The following is an 18,388-nucleotide window of genomic DNA, read 5'->3' on the forward strand; positions in this document are numbered from 1 at the left end:
AGAGCCTATGAAACTGAAAACGCCTGAAGCCTTGCTGGCTGCCGAGGTGAGCCGTCGCGGGCTAATGAAAACGACCGCGATTGGCGGCCTGGCAGTGGCCAGCAGCGCATTCACATTGCCTTTTTCACGTCTGGTTTCGGCCACTGATATCGTACCGGCGGTAAAACCGGCTGAAAAAGTGGTCTGGAGTGCCTGCACGGTAAACTGCGGCAGCCGCTGCCCGCTGCGGATGCATGTCGTCGACGGTGAAATTAAGTACGTTGAGACGGACAACACCGGGGATGATAATTACGACGGGCTGCACCAGGTCCGGGCCTGCCTGCGCGGGCGTTCAATGCGCCGTCGCGTTTACAACCCTGACCGCCTGAAATACCCGATGAAGCGCGTAGGCAAACGCGGTGAAGGCAAGTTCGCGCGCATCAGCTGGGATGAAGCCTTTGAGACCATCGCCAGCAATATGCAGCGTTTGATTAAAGATTACGGTAACGAATCGATCTATCTGAACTACGGCACCGGCACCCTTGGCGGCACCATGACACGCTCCTGGCCGCCGGGAAAAACGCTCATTGCCCGTCTGATGAATTGCTGCGGGGGTTACCTTAACCACTACGGCGATTACTCCACTGCGCAAATTGCCGCTGGCCTGAACTACACCTACGGTGGCTGGGCGGATGGCAATAGCCCGTCGGATATCGAAAACAGTCAGTTAGTCGTGCTGTTCGGTAACAACCCCGGTGAAACCCGCATGAGCGGTGGAGGCGTGACGTACTACATTGAACAGGCGCGACAAAAATCCAATGCCCGGATGATCATCATTGACCCACGCTATACCGACACTGGAGCGGGGCGAGAAGATGAGTGGATCCCGATCCGTCCCGGTACCGATGCGGCGCTGATCTCTGCGCTGGCGTGGGTGATGATCCGCGAAGATCTTGTTGACCAGCCGTTCCTTGATAAATATTGCGTCGGCTACGACGAAAAAACGCTGCCGGAAGGTGCACCTGCCAACGGCCACTATAAAGCCTATATCCTCGGTCAGGGCAATGACGGTATCGCCAAAACCCCGGCATGGGCGGCGGCCATCACCGGTATTCCCGAGGCGCGTATTGTGCAACTGGCACGGGAAATTGCCAGCGCAAGACCGGCCTTTATTTCGCAAGGCTGGGGCCCGCAGCGTCATGCTAACGGCGAACTGGTATCCCGGGCGATCTCCATGCTGGCGATTTTGACCGGCAACGTGGGCATCAATGGCGGTAACAGCGGCGCACGAGAAGGCTCATATTCTCTGCCGTTTGTCCGCATGCCAACCCTGGAAAACCCGGTTCAGACCAGTATCTCTATGTTTATGTGGACCGATGCTATCGAGCGTGGCCCGCAGATGACCGCCACCCGTGACGGCGTGCGCGGTAAAGACAAGCTCGACGTGCCGATCAAGATGGTCTGGAACTACGCGGGTAACTGCTTGATCAACCAGCACTCTCAGATCAACCGCACCCATGACATCCTGCAGGATGACAAAAAATGCGAGTTGATTGTGGTGGTGGATTGCCATATGACCTCGTCAGCGAAATATGCCGATATCCTGCTGCCGGACTGCACCGCCTCTGAGCAGATGGACTTCGCGCTGGATGCCTCCTGCGGCAACATGGCGTATGTGATTTTTGCCGATCAGGCGATCACCCCACGCTTCGAATGCAAAACCATCTATGAGATGACCTCCGAGCTGGCAAAACGGATGGGTGTGGAGCAGCAGTTCACCGAAGGCCGCACCCAGGAAGGGTGGATGCGCCATCTGTATGAACAGTCACGCGCGGCTATTCCTGAGCTGCTGCCGTTTGATGAATTCCGCCAGCACGGCATGTTCAAACAATGCGATCCTGAAGGGCATCACGTGGCTTATAAAGCCTTCCGCGCCGATCCGCTCGCTAACCCGCTCACCACGCCGTCCGGCAAAATCGAAATCTACTCCGCGCAGCTGGCGCAGATTGCCGCCAGCTGGGAGCTGGAGCAGGGCGATGTGATCGATCCGCTTCCGGTTTACAGTCCGGGCTTTGAAAACTACGACGATCCGCAGAGTAAAGACTATCCGCTGCAGATGACCGGCTTTCACTACAAAGCGCGTACCCACTCGACTTACGGCAATGTGGATGTGTTGCAGGCGGCCTGCCGCCAGGAGATCTGGATCAATCCGCTGGACGCGCAAAAGCGCGGGATTAAAAACGGCGAACGGGTGCGGATCTTCAATGGTCGCGGGGAAGTGCACATTGAAGCCAAGGTGACGCCGCGTATTCTGCCTGGCGTTGTCGCCTTAGGCGAAGGAGCCTGGTACAACCCGGATGCCAGCCGTGTCGATCAGGCAGGTTGCATTAACGTGTTGACCACGCAACGCCCGTCGCCGCTGGCGAAAGGCAACCCGTCCCACAGTAACCTGGTTCAGGTTGAAAAGGCATAAGGAGTAGCCAATGACCACTCAGTATGGATTTTTTATTGATTCCAGCCGCTGCACCGGGTGTAAAACCTGCGAGCTGGCGTGCAAGGATTACAAAGACCTGACCCCGGACGTCAGCTTCCGCCGCATTTACGAGTACGCGGGCGGCGACTGGCAGGAAGATAATGGCGTCTGGCAGCAGAACGTCTTTGCCTACTACCTGTCGATTGCCTGCAACCACTGCGAGGATCCGGCCTGTACCAAGGTCTGCCCGAGCGGGGCAATGCACAAGCGTGACGACGGCTTTGTGGTGGTAAACGAAGAGGTCTGTATCGGCTGCCGCTACTGCCATATGGCCTGTCCGTACGGCGCGCCGCAGTACAACGCTGCCAAAGGCCATATGACCAAGTGCGACGGCTGCCACGACCGGGTGGCCGACGGCAACAAGCCAATTTGCGTCGAATCCTGCCCGCTGCGGGCGCTGGACTTTGGCCCGATTGACGAGCTGCGCAAAAAGCACGGCAAGCTGGCCGCCGTTGCGCCGCTGCCGTCCGCGCACTTCACTAAGCCAAGTATCGTGATTAAACCCAATGCCAACAGCCGACCGACGGGTGATACCACCGGCTATCTGGCCAATCCAAAGGAGGTGTGAGATGGGGAGTGGATGGCATGAATGGCCGCTGATGATTTTCACGGTCTTTGGGCAGTGCGTTGTGGGTGGTTTTATGGTGCTCGCCCTGGCGCTGTTCAAAGGGGATCTGTCGCGCGATAAGCAGCAGCGCCTGCTTATCAGTATGCTGGTGCTGTGGGTGCTGATGGGGGTGGGTTTTGTCGCCTCCACGCTGCATCTCGGTTCGCCGCTGCGCGCCTTTAACTCGCTTAATCGCGTGGGGGAGTCCGCGCTGAGCAACGAAATTGCCAGCGGCGCGCTGTTCTTCGCCGTTGGCGGACTGGGCTGGCTGCTGGCGATACTCGGGAGAATGCCTGCGGGGTTACGCTCCCTGTGGCTGATGGTGACCATGGTACTGGGCGTCATCTTTGTCTGGATGATGGTCCGGGTTTACAACACTATCGACACCGTGCCGACCTGGTACAGTATCTGGACGCCGCTAAGCTTCTTCCTGACGATGTTTATTGGCGGGCCGCTGCTCGGCTATTTACTGCTGCGCGTAGCAGGTATTGAGGGCTGGGCGATGCGCCTGCTGCCGGTGGTGACGCTGTTGGCATTGACCGTTAGCGTGGTGGTGGCGCTGATGCAGGGTGCGGAGCTGGCGACAATTTCCAGTTCTCTCCAGCAGGCGTCTAGCCTGGTGCCAGATTACGGTTCGTTAATGGCCTGGCGCGTGGTGTTGCTGGTGGCTGCGCTGGCGTGCTGGATCGTACCGCAACTGAAGGGCCATCGCCCGGCGTTACCGCTGCTGTCGCTGGCGTTAGTACTGATGCTGGCGGGCGAACTGATCGGTCGCGGCGTGTTTTACGGGCTGCATATGACGGTGGGTGTGGCCGTGGCCAGCTAAGCGCGTATTACGTTATAACCAGCCGGGACAATGTGCCCGGCTTTTCATTTGCCAATCATGAAATTTTTCAACTGAACCTTTGGCTCTGGTTTAATTTTATATCAATAAAAACAGACAGATATTAAATGTGTGTCGTGCCGCTAAGCGAAGCAGGATAAGTTTTTCAAATCGATAGCGTGCAAATCGTGCGAGCGGCGTAAGTGGATGGATTGACTTTGTTTTTGCCAGTGGCATGATGCGCACGAAATCTGAACATCCTCACGGTTTTTAATCCATGTCTACCTATTCCCGCCCAGTGCAGCTGTTGCTCTGTGGCCTGCTTTTGCTGACCCTGGCGATCGCGGTGTTAAACACCCTGGTCCCGCTTTGGCTCGCCCATGAAAACATGCCTACCTGGCAGGTTGGCATGATTGGCTCGTCCTATTTTACCGGCAACTTGCTGGGCACGGTGATCGCCGGTAAGATGATTAAGCGCCTGGGCTTTAATCGCTGCTATTACCTGGCGTCGCTGATTTTCGCCGTCGGCTGTGTCGGTCTGGGGCTGATGATGGGCTTCTGGAGCTGGATGAGTATGCGCTTCGTTGCCGGAGTAGGCTGCGCGATGATCTGGGTGGTGGTTGAAAGCGCCCTGATGTGCAGCGGGACGGCGCATAACCGCGGGCGCCTGCTGGCCGCTTATATGATGGTTTACTACGTGGGTACCGTACTCGGTCAGGTGATGGTCAGTAAATTACCGACCGATCTGATGAGCGTGCTGCCGTGGGTCACCGGTCTGGTACTGGCTGCGATCCTGCCGCTGCTGTTCACCCGTATTCTCAATCAACACAATGACCATCAGGAACCGGCTCGCGTCTGGCCAATGTTCCGCCTTCGCCAGGCCCGTCTTGGTGTGAACGGCTGCATTATTTCCGGGATTGTGCTCGGGTCACTGTATGGCCTGATGCCGCTCTACCTGAACCACCAGGGCGTCAGCGATGCCGGGATTGGTTTCTGGATGGCGGTGATGGTGAGCGCCGGGATCGTCGGGCAATGGCCGATTGGCCGTCTTGCCGACAAATTTGGCCGTCTGCTGGTACTGCGCGTTCAGGTATTTGTGGTGATCATGGGCTGTATGGCAATGCTTGGTAACGCGTCGATGGCACCTGCGCTGTTCATCCTCGGTGCGGCGGGCTTTACGCTCTATCCGGTGGCGATGGCCTGGGCTTGCGAAAAAGTGGAACAGCATCAGCTGGTGGCGATGAACCAGGCGCTGCTGTTGAGCTATACCATCGGCAGCCTGCTGGGGCCGACATTGACGGCGATGCTGATGCAGAACTATTCCGACAATCTGCTGTTTGTCATGATTGCCAGCGTGTCGTTTATCTATCTGTTAATGCTGCTGCGTAAAGCGGGGGAACATCCTACGCCCGTGGCACATGCCTGATGCCAAAAAAAGCCCGGCTGAATGAGCCGGGCTTTTTGTTAATACATCACTTTGTGACCGTACTGCTCCAGAATGCCTTTCACCCGCTCCATGGTCTCTTTCTTCGGCGGCTTAACGCCATCGAGCTTGTACTCCTCGCCCATTGCCACCCACTTGTGTTTGCCCAACTCGTGATACGGCAGCAGTTCGATCTTTTCAACGTTGCCCATGTCGCGGGTGAACTCACCCAGGCGGTGCGCGGAGTCGTCATCGTCTGACCAGCCCGGAACCACCACGTAGCGGATCCAGGTTTTGATGCCTTTACCCGAAATGTATTTCGCGAACTCAAGGGTACGGTGGTTAGACACGCCCACCAGGTTCTGGTGGATTTCGTCGTTCATCTGTTTGAGATCCAGCATCACCAGGTCGGTCACTTCCAGCAGTTCATCAATCACCGGATCGTAACGACGCACAAAGCCGTTGGTATCCAGGCAAGTATGAATACTCTCTTTACGACAGGCGCGGAACCAGTCGCGCACAAATTCGGCCTGCAGGATTGCTTCACCACCTGATGCGGTCACGCCGCCGCCGGAAGCATTCATAAAGTGGCGGTAGGTCACCACCTCTTTCATTAATTCATCAACGGTGACTTCTTTGCCGCCGTGGGTATCCCAGGTATCGCGGTTATGGCAGTACAGGCAGCGCATCAGGCAGCCCTGGAAGAAGGTAATGAAGCGGATGCCCGGGCCATCGACGGTGCCACAGGACTCAAAGGAGTGAATGCGACCAATAGTTGACATTGCGGTGATATCTCCAGATTCGGCCCGTCCGGGGCCTGTTTATGTGCACAACTCAAACGGCTGTGTCGAGTCTGTTTTGGCTGTTATCCATTCAGTATAGATAGCGGACAAAAGAGACTGTGGGGCGGGGGGTGTTAAAAAGGCCCCACTTGTGTGGAGCCTTTATTGTACGCTTTTTACTGCGTGATTTCAGTCAAATCCAATTACATGGATTGAGTGAAAGTACGGGTAATAACGTCTTTCTGCTGTTCTTTAGTCAGCGAGTTGAAACGTACTGCGTAGCCAGATACACGAATGGTCAGCTGCGGATATTTTTCCGGATGTTCCATCGCATCGAGCAGCATTTCACGGTTCATGACGTTCACGTTCAGGTGCTGACCACCTTCGATGGACGCTTCGTGATGGAAGTAACCGTCCATCAGACCCGCGAGGTTGGTTTTACGCACTTCGTCGTCTTTACCCAGCGCGTTCGGCACGATAGAGAAGGTATAAGAGATACCATCTTTTGCGTAAGCAAACGGCAGTTTAGCCACGGAGGTCAGAGAGGCAACAGCACCTTTCTGGTCACGACCGTGCATTGGGTTAGCACCTGGTCCGAATGGCGCGCCAGCACGACGACCGTCTGGGGTGTTACCGGTTTTCTTACCATACACAACGTTAGAGGTGATGGTCAGAACAGACTGAGTCGGGATTGCATCACGGTAGGTAGTCAGTTTCTGAATTTTCTTCATGAAACGTTCAACCAGGTCAACCGCCATGTCATCAACGCGAGAGTCGTTGTTACCAAACTGCGGGTATTCGCCTTCGATTTCGAAGTCGATAGCCAGACCGTCTTCGTCACGAATCGGTTTAACTTTCGCATATTTAATAGCAGACAGGGAGTCAGCTGCAACGGACAGACCTGCGATACCACATGCCATGGTGCGAACCACGTCACGGTCGTGCAGAGCCATCAGAGAGGCTTCGTAGCTGTACTTGTCGTGCATGAAGTGAATGACGTTCAGTGCGGTGACGTACTGTTTAGCCAACCAGTCCATGAAGTGATCCATGCTGTCCATCACTTCGTTGAAGTCCAGCACGTCGCTTTTGATTGGTTCAGACTTAGGACCAACCTGGATTTTCAGTTTTTCATCAACGCCGCCGTTGATAGCATACAGCATGGTTTTCGCGAGGTTAGCGCGAGCACCGAAGAACTGCATTTGCTTACCAACAATCATCGGGCTAACGCAGCAAGCGATAGCGTAATCGTCGTTGTTGAAGTCAGGACGCATCAGGTCATCGTTCTCGTACTGCAGAGAAGAGGTGTCGATGGACACTTTAGCGGCATATTTTTTGAAGTTCAGTGGCAGTTTTTCAGACCACAGAATGGTGATGTTCGGCTCTGGAGACGGCCCCATGGTGTACAGGGTGTTCAGGAAGCGGAAGCTGCTTTTGGTCACCAGAGTACGGCCATCTACACCCATACCGGCGATAGATTCTGTTGCCCAGATTGGGTCACCAGAGAACAGCTCATCGTATTCTGGGGTACGCAGGAAGCGAACCATACGCAGTTTCATGACCAGGTGGTCAATCATTTCCTGTGCGTCGATTTCAGTGATTTTGCCTGCTTTCAGGTCACGTTCGATGTAAGCATCCAGGAAGGTGGATACGCGACCGAAGGACATTGCTGCACCGTTCTGAGACTTAACAGCGGCCAGGTAGCCGAAGTAGGTCCACTGAATAGCTTCCTGAGCGTTGGTTGCTGGAGCAGAGATATCGCAACCGTATTTAGCCGCCATCTCTTTGATCTGACCGAGTGCACGATACTGCTCGGAGATCTCTTCACGCAGACGGATAGTCGCTTCCAGGTTTACGCCGTTTTCCATGTCAGACTGCAGAGACAGGAACTGTGCGTATTTGTCTTTCATCAGGTAGTCGATACCGTACAGCGCGACGCGACGGTAGTCACCGATGATACGGCCACGGCCATAAGCATCTGGCAGACCGGTCAGCACGCCAGATTTACGGCAGTTCAGGATGTCTTTGGTGTAAACGTCAAACACGCCCTGGTTGTGGGTTTTGCGGTATTCGCTGAAGATTTTTTTCAGCATTGGGTCCAGTTCGCGATTGTACGCTTTGCATGAACCTTCAACCATTTTGATGCCACCGAACGGAATAATGGCACGTTTCAGTGGAGCTTCAGTCTGCAGACCAACGATCTTCTCGAGGGACTTCTGGATATAGCCCGCGTCGTGAGAAGTGATGGTAGAGGCAATGGAGGTGTCGAAATCAACAGGCGCGTGAGTGCGGTTTTCCTGTTTAACACCTTCCATAACGTTGTCCCACAGGGTCGTGGTTGCGTCGGTTGCACCGGCCAGGAAGGATTCGTCACCTTCATATGGAGTGTAGTTTTTCTGGATAAAGTCACGGACGTTGACTTCGTTCTGCCAATCACCTTTGGCAAAACCTTCCCAGGCTGTGGCTAACTTTTCATTAAGCTCGGACATGTGATACCTACCTTCTTAAGTGGATTTTTTATTTACTGCCTGAGATAACCATTAATGATGGCTATCGCCACGCAGGTAAATGACCCAGTATGTCAACCCAACCAGCAGACCCCCGCCGATAATGTTCCCGATTGTGACTGGGATCAGATTATCAGTGATGAAGTTCATAACGGTTAAGTGAGAGAAATTTTCCGGGCTGGAACCAACTGCGGTCCAGAATTCCGGGCTGGCAAAGTCGCGGATTACGATACCGAAAGGGATCATAAACATGTTTGCGATACTGTGCTCAAAGCCGCTGGCAACGAACATACCGACAGGCAGAACCATAATCATGGCCTTGTCCATCAGGCTGCGTCCGGAGTAGCTCATCCAGACGGCCAGGCAAACCATCAGGTTGGCGAGGATGCCCAGAGCGACGGCTTCGATAAAGGTGTGATGTACTTTATGGTCAGCGGTTTGCAGGACGTTCAGTCCCCATGCGCCGTTGGCGGTCATGTATTCACCCGACAACCACATCAACAGGACAAACAGCAGGCAGCCAATCAGGTTTCCAACGTAAACGTTGAGCCAGTTTTTTGCCAGTTGACCCCAGGTAATCCTACCGCTGGCTTTCGCCACCACGATGAGCACCGTCGAGGTAAAGAGGTCGGCACCGCAAATGACGCATAGAATCAGACCCAGCGAGAAACAGATACCGCCAATCAGCTTAGCGATGCCGAAAGGCATCCCGGCAGTGCCGGTGGTGGCGGTGATATAGAACACAAACGCAATGGAGATGAACACACCGGCGGTTATCGCCAGGAAGAACGTCGTCAGCGGTTGTTTCGTAGCTTTATAGACACCCGCTTCTTCGGCCACTTTGGCCATTGCAGCTGGGAGTAAAAGATCAAAAGGGTTGTCAGCTTTCACACTAACTCTCTCTTTATTAAGTCGGCGACGAGATACTAACAAAGCATTATAGAAGAGAAATTGATGTAGATCATATCTCGCCTGGCTTATAGGCCCGCACAGTGCGTGGTTTTCCAGCAAAAGCAGGGTAAGTGTTTGATTATCCGTATAAAAATAAATTTTAAAAGTTACAAAATGATTTGATTTTTTTCTCCCGACTCCCTCCAGGCCAGTTAATTACTATGGAGTATTTAACATGAAAAGTAACAATAAGCCTCAGGCAGCCATTATTGTAGTCACTCTTCCTTAACTTAATTATTACATTTGAATTTTATTGCCAAAGAAATAAAAAAACGGGGCAATTAAATTGCCCCGTAATATAACGTAGGTGATTGTATACGCCTACAGTTTGTAATACTAATCGCCGCTATTTTGCCCAGTAAACGCTTTTCGCTTTCTGCAGTTTCTCATAGGCTTTCAGCAGTGACTGGTGAGCAGGGAAGGCTTTAAGATCGCTATCAACAGCCTGCAAGCCGTGGAAAGGTGCTTCGCCGCTCAGGGCCGCGCTGGCGGTGTCCACGGCTTCTGCACCGTACATACGCACAAATGCGTTGAGATACTGCAGCGGTTGACGCTCTTCTTCCTGGGCCAGTAACAGCAGCGTTTGCAGGCAACGGTAGTAATTTGCGCGTTCTGCACTGAAGATAGAGGCGTTAAATTCGATGGTCCATTCGGTCCAGATCAGCGCCTGTTCCAGATCGCCACCCGCCAGCGCCAGCATCGCCTTCAGCTCGCCAATGCGCAGGGTGTACCAGCCGTTATCTTTGCCTGTTGCCAGACCCAGCAGCTCACGCACGCGCGTAAAGTCGTCGTGGCCTTCGTCATCCAGTTGGGTGATAAGGTTCAGGTAATCCTCTTTCTCCCAGCTGCTTTCAGGCAGGGCCAGCAGCGTTTCGCGCAGATGGGCGCCCATGCTGTTATTGGCGAGCCACAGATCTTCTACCGGATAGATGTCGGACATGCCCGGCACCAGAATACGGCACGCGTAAACGCTCAGGTGCTCGTAATCGGCGATGTACACTTCCTGATCTTCTGCAGCGAAGATTGCCATCAGCGTAGCGAACTCTTCTTCGGTGGTGCCTGAGAAGCTCCAGTCAACAAACGGATAATCCGCATCCTGCTTGAACATATCCCAGGAAATGGAACCGCTGGAATCGATGAAGTGGGTTTCCAGGTTGGCATGCTCACCCACTTCTTCATCATCGAAGGTAGGGGCAGTAAAGACGTCGAGATCTTTCAGGCTACGGCCCTGCAGCAGCTCGGTGACGGTACGCTCCAGCGCCACGCCAAAGTCCGGGTGCGCGCCAAACGAGGCGAAACAGGTACCGTTAGCTGGGTTGAACAGCACGACGCAGATGACCGGATAGTTGCCGCCCAGCGAGCCATCATAAGCAAAGATCGGGAAGCCTTCGGCTTCGAGTTTTGCGATGGACTCCACTACGCCAGGGTAACGCGCCAGCACATCGGCTGGGATTTCCGGCAGGCTAATGGATTCGGCGATAATACGGTTTTTGATGTAGCGTTCGAAGACTTCAGACAGGCCCTGAACACGCGCTTCGTTGCGGGTGTTGCCTGCTGACATGCCGTTGGAGACATACAGGTTGCCGATGATATTCATCGGGATATACACCGTTTGCTCATCAGACTGACGGGTAAACGGCAGGGCGCAGATACCACGCTCATCGTTACCTGACTGCAGATCCACCAGCATGCCGGCGGTCAGCTGGTTGTCCAGATCGTAAAACGCACGCAGACGATCGTCGAGAATGCCTTCCGGCAGCTCGTCATCTTCGGTCAGTGGGAACCATTTTTCATTCGGATAGTGAACAAACGGGCCATTTGCCACGGTGTCACCCAGCCAGAAATCAGCAAAGAAATAGTTGGTGGACAGACGTTCAAAATATTCACCCAGCGCGGAGGCCAGCGCCGCTTTTTTGGTGGCGCCTTTACCATTGGTAAAGCACAGCGCGCACTCTTTATCGCGGATATGAACTGACCAGACGTGAGGAACCGGGTTGAGCCAGGAGGCTTCTTCGATGTTAAAGCCCAGGTCGGTCAGTTTTTGCTGGAAGCGAGCGATGGAATATTCCAGGGCGGCGTCTTTGCCGGGGATAAACGTTTGAGTCATGGCATTCACTTATATCGTACGGAAAGCGCGCAATGATACGGGTTTTGCATGACAGGCGCTATCCTCCCGGCGGTTTCAACGAAAATAAAAGCCTCGTCTATGCTTACTGGCAGTAACCTACTGTTAAGGCATAAAAAAATGAAAGCGTTCGATCTGCACCGAATGGCATTTGATAAGGTCCCGCCCGACTTTTTATGGGAAGTAGCGCTGCGCAGCCTGTACACCTTTGTTTTGGTCTTTCTGTTCCTCAAAATTACCGGTCGTCGTGGCGTGCGGCAAATGTCGCTGTTCGAGGTGCTGATTATTCTGACGCTGGGCTCGGCAGCCGGGGACGTTGCCTTTTATGATGACGTACCGATGCTCCCGGTGCTGATCGTGTTTGTTACCCTGGGCCTGCTGTACCGGCTGGTGATGTGGCTGATGTCGAAAAGCGAAAAGCTGGAAGATTTGTTAGAAGGCAAACCCGTGGTCATCGTGGAAGGTGGCCAGCTTGCCTGGGAAGAACTAAACCACGCCAATATGACGGAGTTCGAATTCTTTATGGAGCTCCGCCTGAACAGCGTCGAACAGCTGGGGCAGGTGCGGCTGGCGATTATGGAGACCAACGGGCAAATCAGCGTCTATTACTATATTGACGACGAGGTAAAACCGGGGCTGTGCATTTTGCCCGACAAGTGCATTGAGCGCTTTGTGCGTGTACCGGATGAGGGGGAATATGCCTGCATTCGCTGTAGCCACGTCCTGACCCTGTCCGCCGGGGAGCAACGTTTATGCCCACGCTGCAAACACCCGCAGTGGACAAAGGCCAGCCGGGCGAAACGCATCACCTGATAGCCATTATGTCGGTTTTGTTACCGCTGCACGGTGGAATGTGTTGTGTGAAGCAGCGCACATTTTACTGCTCGTCAGTTTTAGTCATTGCGGCGCGTGTGACTGAATGATAAAACCGATATCCACAGTTATAACTTATGGCTTTTAGCGTGGTGAGGGGAAATGGCTCAGGTCTTTAATTTTAGTTCAGGTCCGGCAATGTTACCGGCAGAGGTGCTCAAACAGGCTCAACAGGAGCTGTGTGACTGGAACGGTCTGGGCACGTCGGTGATGGAAGTCAGCCACCGTGGTAAAGAGTTTATTCAGGTGGCGGAAGAGGCAGAAGCGGATTTTCGTTTTCTGCTGAATATCCCCTCAAACTACAAAGTTTTGTTCTGCCACGGCGGCGGTCGCGGCCAGTTCGCAGGGCTCCCGCTGAACCTGCTGGGTGACAAAACCACCGCAGACTATGTGGACGCCGGCTACTGGGCGGCAAGCGCAGTGAAAGAGGCCCACAAATACTGTTCACCGAATGTCATTGACGCTAAAACCACGGTTGACGGTTTGCGTGCCGTGAAACCGATGAACGAATGGCAGTTATCCCGCGATGCGGCATATCTGCACTACTGCCCGAATGAAACCATCGACGGTATTGCGATCCACGAAACGCCAGACTTTGGCAACGACGTGGTGGTCGCGGCCGATTTCTCGTCGACCATCCTCTCTGGCCCGCTTGATGTTAGCCGCTTTGGCGTGATTTACGCCGGCGCGCAGAAAAACATCGGCCCGGCTGGTCTGACGCTGGTGATTGTGCGTGAAGACCTGCTGGGTAAAGCCCATAAAGCCTGCCCGTCGATTCTCGATTACAGCGTTCTGAATGAGAACGATTCGATGTTCAACACCCCGCCGACGTTTGCCTGGTATCTTTCTGGTCTGGTCTTTAAATGGCTGCGTAATAACGGTGGTGTGGCGCAGATGGATAAGATCAACCAGCAGAAAGCTGAGCTGCTGTATGGCACGATCGACGCCAGCGACTTCTATCGCAATGACGTGGCCAAAGCGAACCGTTCACGCATGAACGTGCCATTCCAGCTGGCAGACAGCAATCTGGATAAGCTGTTCCTCGAAGAGTCGTTTGCTGCAGGCCTGCATGCGCTGAAAGGCCACCGCGTTGTGGGCGGTATGCGTGCTTCTATTTATAACGCTATGCCGCTCGAAGGCGTTCAGGCTCTGACCGCGTTCATGACAGACTTCGAACGTCGCCACGGTTAAGCCCGCCCGTGTTCACCCCCGTAGCTCGGCTGCGGGGTTTTTTATTATGTTGAGTTGAGAGTTAAGCTTCATGGAATCCCTGACGTTACAACCTATCGCGCGGGTAGATGGCACCATTAATCTGCCTGGTTCAAAAAGTGTCTCGAACCGCGCCTTGCTGCTGGCAGCGCTGGCAAACGGTACCACTGTCCTCACCAATCTGCTGGACAGCGATGACGTTCGCCATATGCTCAATGCGCTGAAAGCGTTGGGCGTTCAGTTTACCCTGTCTGCCGACCGTACCCGTTGTGAAGTGACCGGTAATGCCGGTGCGCTGCAGTCAGCCGACGCGCTGGAGCTGTTCCTCGGTAACGCCGGTACGGCGATGCGTCCGCTGGCGGCGGCACTGTGTCTGGGCAGCAATGATATCGTGCTGACCGGTGAGCCGCGGATGAAAGAGCGTCCAATCGGCCATCTGGTGGATGCCCTGCGTCAGGGTGGCGCACAGATTGATTATCTGGAGCAAGAAAATTACCCGCCGCTGCGCCTGCGCGGTGGCTTTACCGGTGGCGACGTGGCGGTAGACGGTAGCGTCTCCAGCCAGTTTCTGACCGCGCTACTGATGACCGCGCCACTGGCTCCGCAGGATACCGTCATCACCATCAAAGGTGAGCTGGTATCGAAACCGTATATCGACATCACGCTGCATCTGATGAATACCTTCGGCGTCGAGGTCGAAAACCAGAACTACCAGCGCTTTGTGGTACGCGGTGCGCAGCAGTATCAGACCCCGGGCAACTATCTGGTAGAAGGCGATGCCTCGTCTGCGTCCTACTTCCTTGCGGCAGGCGCCATTAAAGGTGGCACTGTCAAAGTCACCGGGATCGGTCGCAACAGCGTGCAGGGCGACATTCGCTTTGCTGATGTGCTGGAAAAGATGGGCGCGGTTGTCACCTGGGGCGATGACTTCATCTCCTGTACTCACGGCGAGATGAATGCTATCGATATGGACATGAACCATATCCCTGATGCGGCAATGACCATTGCTACGGCGGCGCTGTTTGCCAAAGGGACCACGACCCTGCGCAACATCTATAACTGGCGCGTGAAAGAGACTGACCGCCTGTTCGCGATGGCAACGGAATTGCGTAAAGTGGGTGCAGAAGTGGAAGAGGGTGAGGATTACATTCGCGTGACCCCACCTGCCCACCTGCAGGTGGCTGAAATCGGCACCTACAACGATCACCGTATGGCAATGTGCTTCTCGCTGGTGGCGCTGTCGGATACCCCGGTCACTATTCTTGATCCGAAATGCACCGCGAAAACCTTCCCGGACTATTTCGAACAGCTGGCGCGCATCAGTACGCTTGCCTGATGAACCTGTGCCGCATCGCCCGATGCGGCCTTTCCTTACGCTTCCTGACGTTGTCATCGTCCATTTCTTCTACACTCAGCTTCATTCATTCTGCAATTTGCACGCAAAGGTAACAGTTGTGCGGTCAGGCGCGTATAATGCGCGGCGTTCATACATCAGTATGCCTACATTAAGGAGATAAAGATGACGGCAATTGCCCCGGTAATTACCATTGACGGGCCGAGTGGTGCGGGTAAAGGCACGCTGTGCAAAGCGATGGCGGAAGCATTGCAATGGCATCTTTTAGATTCGGGAGCAATCTATCGCGTGCTGGCACTGGCCGCGTTGCACCATCACGTGGATGTGGCGTCGGAAGAGGCCCTTGTGCCGCTGGCGGCCCACCTGGATGTGCGCTTTGTCTCCACCAATGGCAATCTTGAAGTGATCCTGGAAGGGGAAGACGTTAGCGGAGAAATTCGCACCCAGGACGTGGCCAATGCGGCCTCTCAGGTGGCGGCATTCCCGCGCGTTCGCGAGGCACTGTTACGTCGCCAGCGTGCGTTCCGCGATGCACCAGGCCTGATCGCCGATGGACGCGATATGGGGACCGTTGTTTTTCCTGATGCGCCGGTAAAAATCTTCCTTGATGCCTCTTCGGAAGAGCGTGCGCAACGCCGCATGCTACAGTTGCAGGAAAAAGGCTTTAGTGTTAACTTTGAACGTCTTTTGTCCGAGATAAAAGAACGTGACGATCGCGACAGAAATCGCGCCGTTGCGCCGCTTGTTCCAGCAGATGATGCATTAGTTCTGGATTCTACCAGTTTAACTATTGAGCAAGTGATTGAAAAAGCGCTACAATACGCGCGCCAAAAACTGGCAATCGCGTAACCGCGACAGATTTGAAGTACCCCCGCTGCAATGGATTGTCGGCGGGTATGTGAAACAACCCCATCCGGCATGGAGCTGCGTGGACGTTATATTAACCTGAAGATTAAACATGACTGAATCTTTTGCTCAACTATTTGAAGAATCCTTAAAAACAATCGAAACCCGTCCGGGTTCCATCGTTCGTGGTGTTGTTGTTGCTATCGACAAAGATATCGTACTGGTTGACGCCGGTCTGAAATCTGAGTCTGCCATTCCGGCAGAGCAGTTCAAAAACGCCCAGGGCGAGCTGGAAATCCAGGTTGGTGACGAAGTTGACGTTGCTCTGGATGCAGTAGAAGACGGCTTCGGTGAAACCTTGCTGTCCCGTGAAAAAGCTAAACGTCACGAAGCTTGGATCACGCTGGAAAAAGCTTACGAAGAAGCTGAAACTGTAGTCGGTGTTATCAACGGCAAAGTTAAAGGTGGCTTCACTGTTGAGCTGAATGGTATTCGCGCGTTCCTGCCAGGTTCACTGGTAGACGTTCGTCCAGTCCGTGACACCCTGCACCTCGAAGGCAAAGAGCTTGAGTTCAAAGTCATCAAGCTTGACCAGAAGCGTAACAACGTTGTTGTTTCCCGTCGTGCTGTTATCGAATCCGAAAACAGTGCAGAACGCGATCAGCTGCTGGAAAACCTGCAGGAAGGCATGGAAGTCAAAGGTATCGTTAAGAACCTCACTGACTACGGCGCATTCGTTGATCTGGGTGGCGTTGATGGCCTGCTGCACATCACCGACATGGCGTGGAAACGCGTTAAGCACCCAAGCGAAATCGTGAACGTTGGCGACGAAATCACTGTTAAAGTGCTGAAGTTCGACCGCGAGCGTACTCGTGTGTCCCTGGGCCTGAAACAGCTGGGCGAAGATCCATGGGTCGCTATCGCTAAGCGTTACCCAGAAGGTACCAAACTGACTGGCCGCGTGACCAACCTGACTGACTACGGCTGCTTCGTTGAAATCGAAGAAGGCGTTGAAGGCCTGGTGCACGTTTCCGAAATGGACTGGACCAACAAAAACATCCACCCATCCAAAGTTGTTAACGTTGGTGACGTAGTGGAAGTTATGGTTCTGGATATCGACGAAGAACGTCGTCGTATCTCCCTGGGCCTGAAGCAGTGCAAAAACAACCCATGGCAGCAGTTCGCGGAAACCCACAACAAGGGCGACCGTGTTGAAGGTAAAATCAAGTCAATCACTGACTTCGGTATCTTCATCGGCCTGGACGGCGGCATCGACGGCCTGGTTCACCTGTCTGACATCTCCTGGAACGTTACAGGCGAAGAAGCAGTACGTGAATTCAAAAAAGGCGACGAAATCGCAGCTGTTGTTCTGCAGGTTGACGCAGAGCGTGAGCGTATCTCCCTGGGCGTTAAACAGCTCGCAGAAGATCCGTTCAACAACTGGGTTGCAGTGAACAAGAAAGGCGCAATCGTAAACGGTAAAGTCACTGCAGTTGACGCTAAAGGCGCAACCGTAGAACTGGCTGATGGCGTTGAAGGTTACCTGCGTGCTTCCGAAGCTTCCCGTGACCGCGTTGAAGATGCAACTCTGGTTCTGAGCGTAGGCGACGACGTTGAAGCTAAATTCACCGGCGTTGATCGTAAGAACCGTGCAATCAGCCTGTCTGTTCGTGCTAAAGACGAAGCTGATGAGAAAGATGCAATCGCAACTGTTAACAAACAGGAAGATGTAGGTTTCTCCAACAACGCAATGGCTGAAGCTTTCAAAGCAGCTAAAGGCGAGTAAGTTACTCTCTGAGTGACTTGACAGATTGCAGGATTCGTCCTGTAATCAATAACAAAGGGCGGCTACGGCCGCCCTTGTTTAAGCTGTTTAGCTCATTTGTTGAAGGAACCGGAGGAATCATGACCAAGTCAGAATTGATTGAGAGACTTGCCAGTCAGCAATCGCATATCCCTGCTAAAGCAGTGGAAGATGCGGTAAAAGAGATGTTGGAGCATATGGCCACCACTCTTGCACAGGGCGAGCGCATTGAAATCCGCGGTTTCGGTAGTTTCTCTCTGCACTATCGTGCTCCACGTACCGGGCGTAACCCGAAGACTGGCGATAAAGTCGAGCTGGAAGGTAAGTACGTTCCACACTTTAAGCCGGGTAAAGAACTGCGCGATCGCGCCAACATTTACGAAGACTGAGTTTTCCCTTCGGGTAAAACTGAGTTGTCAAAAGAAAGCACCTGCGGGTGCTTTTTTTGTGGCTGTTTTACTATCCTGACGTTACGCTGCAATTCTTGTCTGCGATTGCTGCAAACCAATAAACACTCGCCAGCCTTCCTCGTACTCTTGCATTTTCCAGCCTGACACTCCGTATCCGAAGCCGCA

At 53.8% G+C, this 18,388-nt stretch carries 14 protein-coding genes; 10 read left to right on the top strand and 4 right to left on the bottom strand.

From position 1 onward, the window contains the following. The first annotated feature begins 7 nt into the window (after positions 1-7). The 4 genes from dmsA to M8013_RS19420 all read left to right on the top strand — a co-directional run bounded on the left by dmsA (position 8) and on the right by M8013_RS19420 (position 5,368). Positions 8-2,452 carry a dimethylsulfoxide reductase subunit A gene (gene dmsA, locus M8013_RS19405; RefSeq protein WP_271269410.1) on the top strand — a complete coding sequence of 815 codons (2,445 nt, stop codon included), beginning with the start codon at positions 8-10 and terminating at the stop codon, positions 2,450-2,452. A gap of 10 nt (positions 2,453-2,462) precedes the next feature. Next, entirely contained in the window at positions 2,463-3,080 is a 618-nt protein-coding gene (locus M8013_RS19410; RefSeq protein ID WP_271269411.1) for a DMSO/selenate family reductase complex B subunit, read from the top strand. Between the two features lies 1 nt (position 3,081). Next, positions 3,082-3,945: a DmsC/YnfH family molybdoenzyme membrane anchor subunit gene (locus tag M8013_RS19415; RefSeq protein WP_271269412.1), complete on the top strand. Its 864-nt coding sequence runs from the start codon at positions 3,082-3,084 to the stop codon at positions 3,943-3,945. Between the two features lie 274 nt (positions 3,946-4,219). Further along, positions 4,220-5,368 (top strand): MFS transporter, encoded by a 1,149-nt coding sequence (locus M8013_RS19420; RefSeq protein ID WP_271269413.1) that lies wholly within the window; start codon positions 4,220-4,222, stop codon positions 5,366-5,368. Between the two features lie 38 nt (positions 5,369-5,406). Here the strand turns inward: M8013_RS19420 and pflA are convergent, their stop codons facing one another. The 4 genes from pflA to ycaO all read right to left on the bottom strand — a co-directional run bounded on the left by pflA (position 5,407) and on the right by ycaO (position 11,709). Then, the gene (gene pflA, locus M8013_RS19425) at positions 5,407-6,147 is read right to left on the bottom strand and encodes a pyruvate formate lyase 1-activating protein (protein WP_262663821.1); all 741 of its coding nucleotides are present in this window, start codon (positions 6,145-6,147) and stop codon (positions 5,407-5,409) included. 203 nt (positions 6,148-6,350) lie between these two features. Further along, positions 6,351-8,633, bottom strand: coding sequence for a formate C-acetyltransferase (pflB, locus tag M8013_RS19430; protein WP_271269414.1), 2,283 nt, complete (start codon positions 8,631-8,633; stop codon positions 6,351-6,353). A 51-nt stretch (positions 8,634-8,684) separates the two neighbouring features. Further along, on the bottom strand, positions 8,685-9,542 hold the full coding sequence (gene focA / locus M8013_RS19435) for a formate transporter FocA (protein WP_271269415.1): 858 nt from the start codon (positions 9,540-9,542) through the stop codon (positions 8,685-8,687). Positions 9,543-9,948: 406 nt separating this feature from the next. Next, on the bottom strand, positions 9,949-11,709 hold the full coding sequence (ycaO, locus tag M8013_RS19440) for a 30S ribosomal protein S12 methylthiotransferase accessory factor YcaO (protein WP_271269416.1): 1,761 nt from the start codon (positions 11,707-11,709) through the stop codon (positions 9,949-9,951). A gap of 138 nt (positions 11,710-11,847) precedes the next feature. Between ycaO and M8013_RS19445 the strand changes: the two genes are divergently transcribed. From M8013_RS19445 to ihfB, 6 genes are all read left to right on the top strand, one after another. Beyond that, on the top strand, positions 11,848-12,540 hold the full coding sequence (locus tag M8013_RS19445) for a DUF421 domain-containing protein (protein WP_271269417.1): 693 nt from the start codon (positions 11,848-11,850) through the stop codon (positions 12,538-12,540). A 162-nt stretch (positions 12,541-12,702) separates the two neighbouring features. Then, the gene (gene serC, locus M8013_RS19450) at positions 12,703-13,791 is read left to right on the top strand and encodes a 3-phosphoserine/phosphohydroxythreonine transaminase (protein WP_271269418.1); all 1,089 of its coding nucleotides are present in this window, start codon (positions 12,703-12,705) and stop codon (positions 13,789-13,791) included. A gap of 70 nt (positions 13,792-13,861) precedes the next feature. Next, a complete protein-coding gene (aroA, locus tag M8013_RS19455) occupies positions 13,862-15,145 on the top strand; it encodes a 3-phosphoshikimate 1-carboxyvinyltransferase (protein WP_271269419.1) in 1,284 nt (427 codons plus the stop codon). A gap of 183 nt (positions 15,146-15,328) precedes the next feature. Further along, positions 15,329-16,012, top strand: coding sequence for a (d)CMP kinase (gene cmk, locus M8013_RS19460; RefSeq protein ID WP_032617356.1), 684 nt, complete (start codon positions 15,329-15,331; stop codon positions 16,010-16,012). Positions 16,013-16,121: 109 nt separating this feature from the next. Beyond that, positions 16,122-17,795, top strand: coding sequence for a 30S ribosomal protein S1 (gene rpsA / locus M8013_RS19465; RefSeq protein WP_271269420.1), 1,674 nt, complete (start codon positions 16,122-16,124; stop codon positions 17,793-17,795). A 119-nt stretch (positions 17,796-17,914) separates the two neighbouring features. After that, positions 17,915-18,202 (top strand): integration host factor subunit beta, encoded by a 288-nt coding sequence (gene ihfB, locus M8013_RS19470; protein WP_271269421.1) that lies wholly within the window; start codon positions 17,915-17,917, stop codon positions 18,200-18,202. The last annotated feature ends 186 nt before the right edge of the window (positions 18,203-18,388 follow it).

The organism is Silvania confinis (genome assembly GCF_025564085.1).
In the GTDB taxonomy this organism is placed as follows: domain Bacteria; phylum Pseudomonadota; class Gammaproteobacteria; order Enterobacterales; family Enterobacteriaceae; genus Enterobacter; species Enterobacter confinis.

Bases quoted from the DNA above. Each gene is read 5' to 3' on its own strand.
- dmsA (WP_271269410.1), top strand. From the start codon at position 8: ATGAAACTGAAAACGCCTGAAGCCTTGCTGGCTGCCGAGGTGAGCCGT.
- M8013_RS19410 (WP_271269411.1), top strand. From the start codon at position 2,463: ATGACCACTCAGTATGGATTTTTTATTGATTCCAGCCGCTGCACCGGG.
- M8013_RS19415 (WP_271269412.1), top strand. From the start codon at position 3,082: ATGGGGAGTGGATGGCATGAATGGCCGCTGATGATTTTCACGGTCTTT.
- M8013_RS19420 (WP_271269413.1), top strand. From the start codon at position 4,220: ATGTCTACCTATTCCCGCCCAGTGCAGCTGTTGCTCTGTGGCCTGCTT.
- pflA (WP_262663821.1), bottom strand. From the start codon at position 6,147: ATGTCAACTATTGGTCGCATTCACTCCTTTGAGTCCTGTGGCACCGTC.
- pflB (WP_271269414.1), bottom strand. From the start codon at position 8,633: ATGTCCGAGCTTAATGAAAAGTTAGCCACAGCCTGGGAAGGTTTTGCC.
- ycaO (WP_271269416.1), bottom strand. From the start codon at position 11,709: ATGACTCAAACGTTTATCCCCGGCAAAGACGCCGCCCTGGAATATTCC.
- M8013_RS19445 (WP_271269417.1), top strand. From the start codon at position 11,848: ATGAAAGCGTTCGATCTGCACCGAATGGCATTTGATAAGGTCCCGCCC.
- serC (WP_271269418.1), top strand. From the start codon at position 12,703: ATGGCTCAGGTCTTTAATTTTAGTTCAGGTCCGGCAATGTTACCGGCA.
- aroA (WP_271269419.1), top strand. From the start codon at position 13,862: ATGGAATCCCTGACGTTACAACCTATCGCGCGGGTAGATGGCACCATT.
- cmk (WP_032617356.1), top strand. From the start codon at position 15,329: ATGACGGCAATTGCCCCGGTAATTACCATTGACGGGCCGAGTGGTGCG.
- rpsA (WP_271269420.1), top strand. From the start codon at position 16,122: ATGACTGAATCTTTTGCTCAACTATTTGAAGAATCCTTAAAAACAATC.
- ihfB (WP_271269421.1), top strand. From the start codon at position 17,915: ATGACCAAGTCAGAATTGATTGAGAGACTTGCCAGTCAGCAATCGCAT.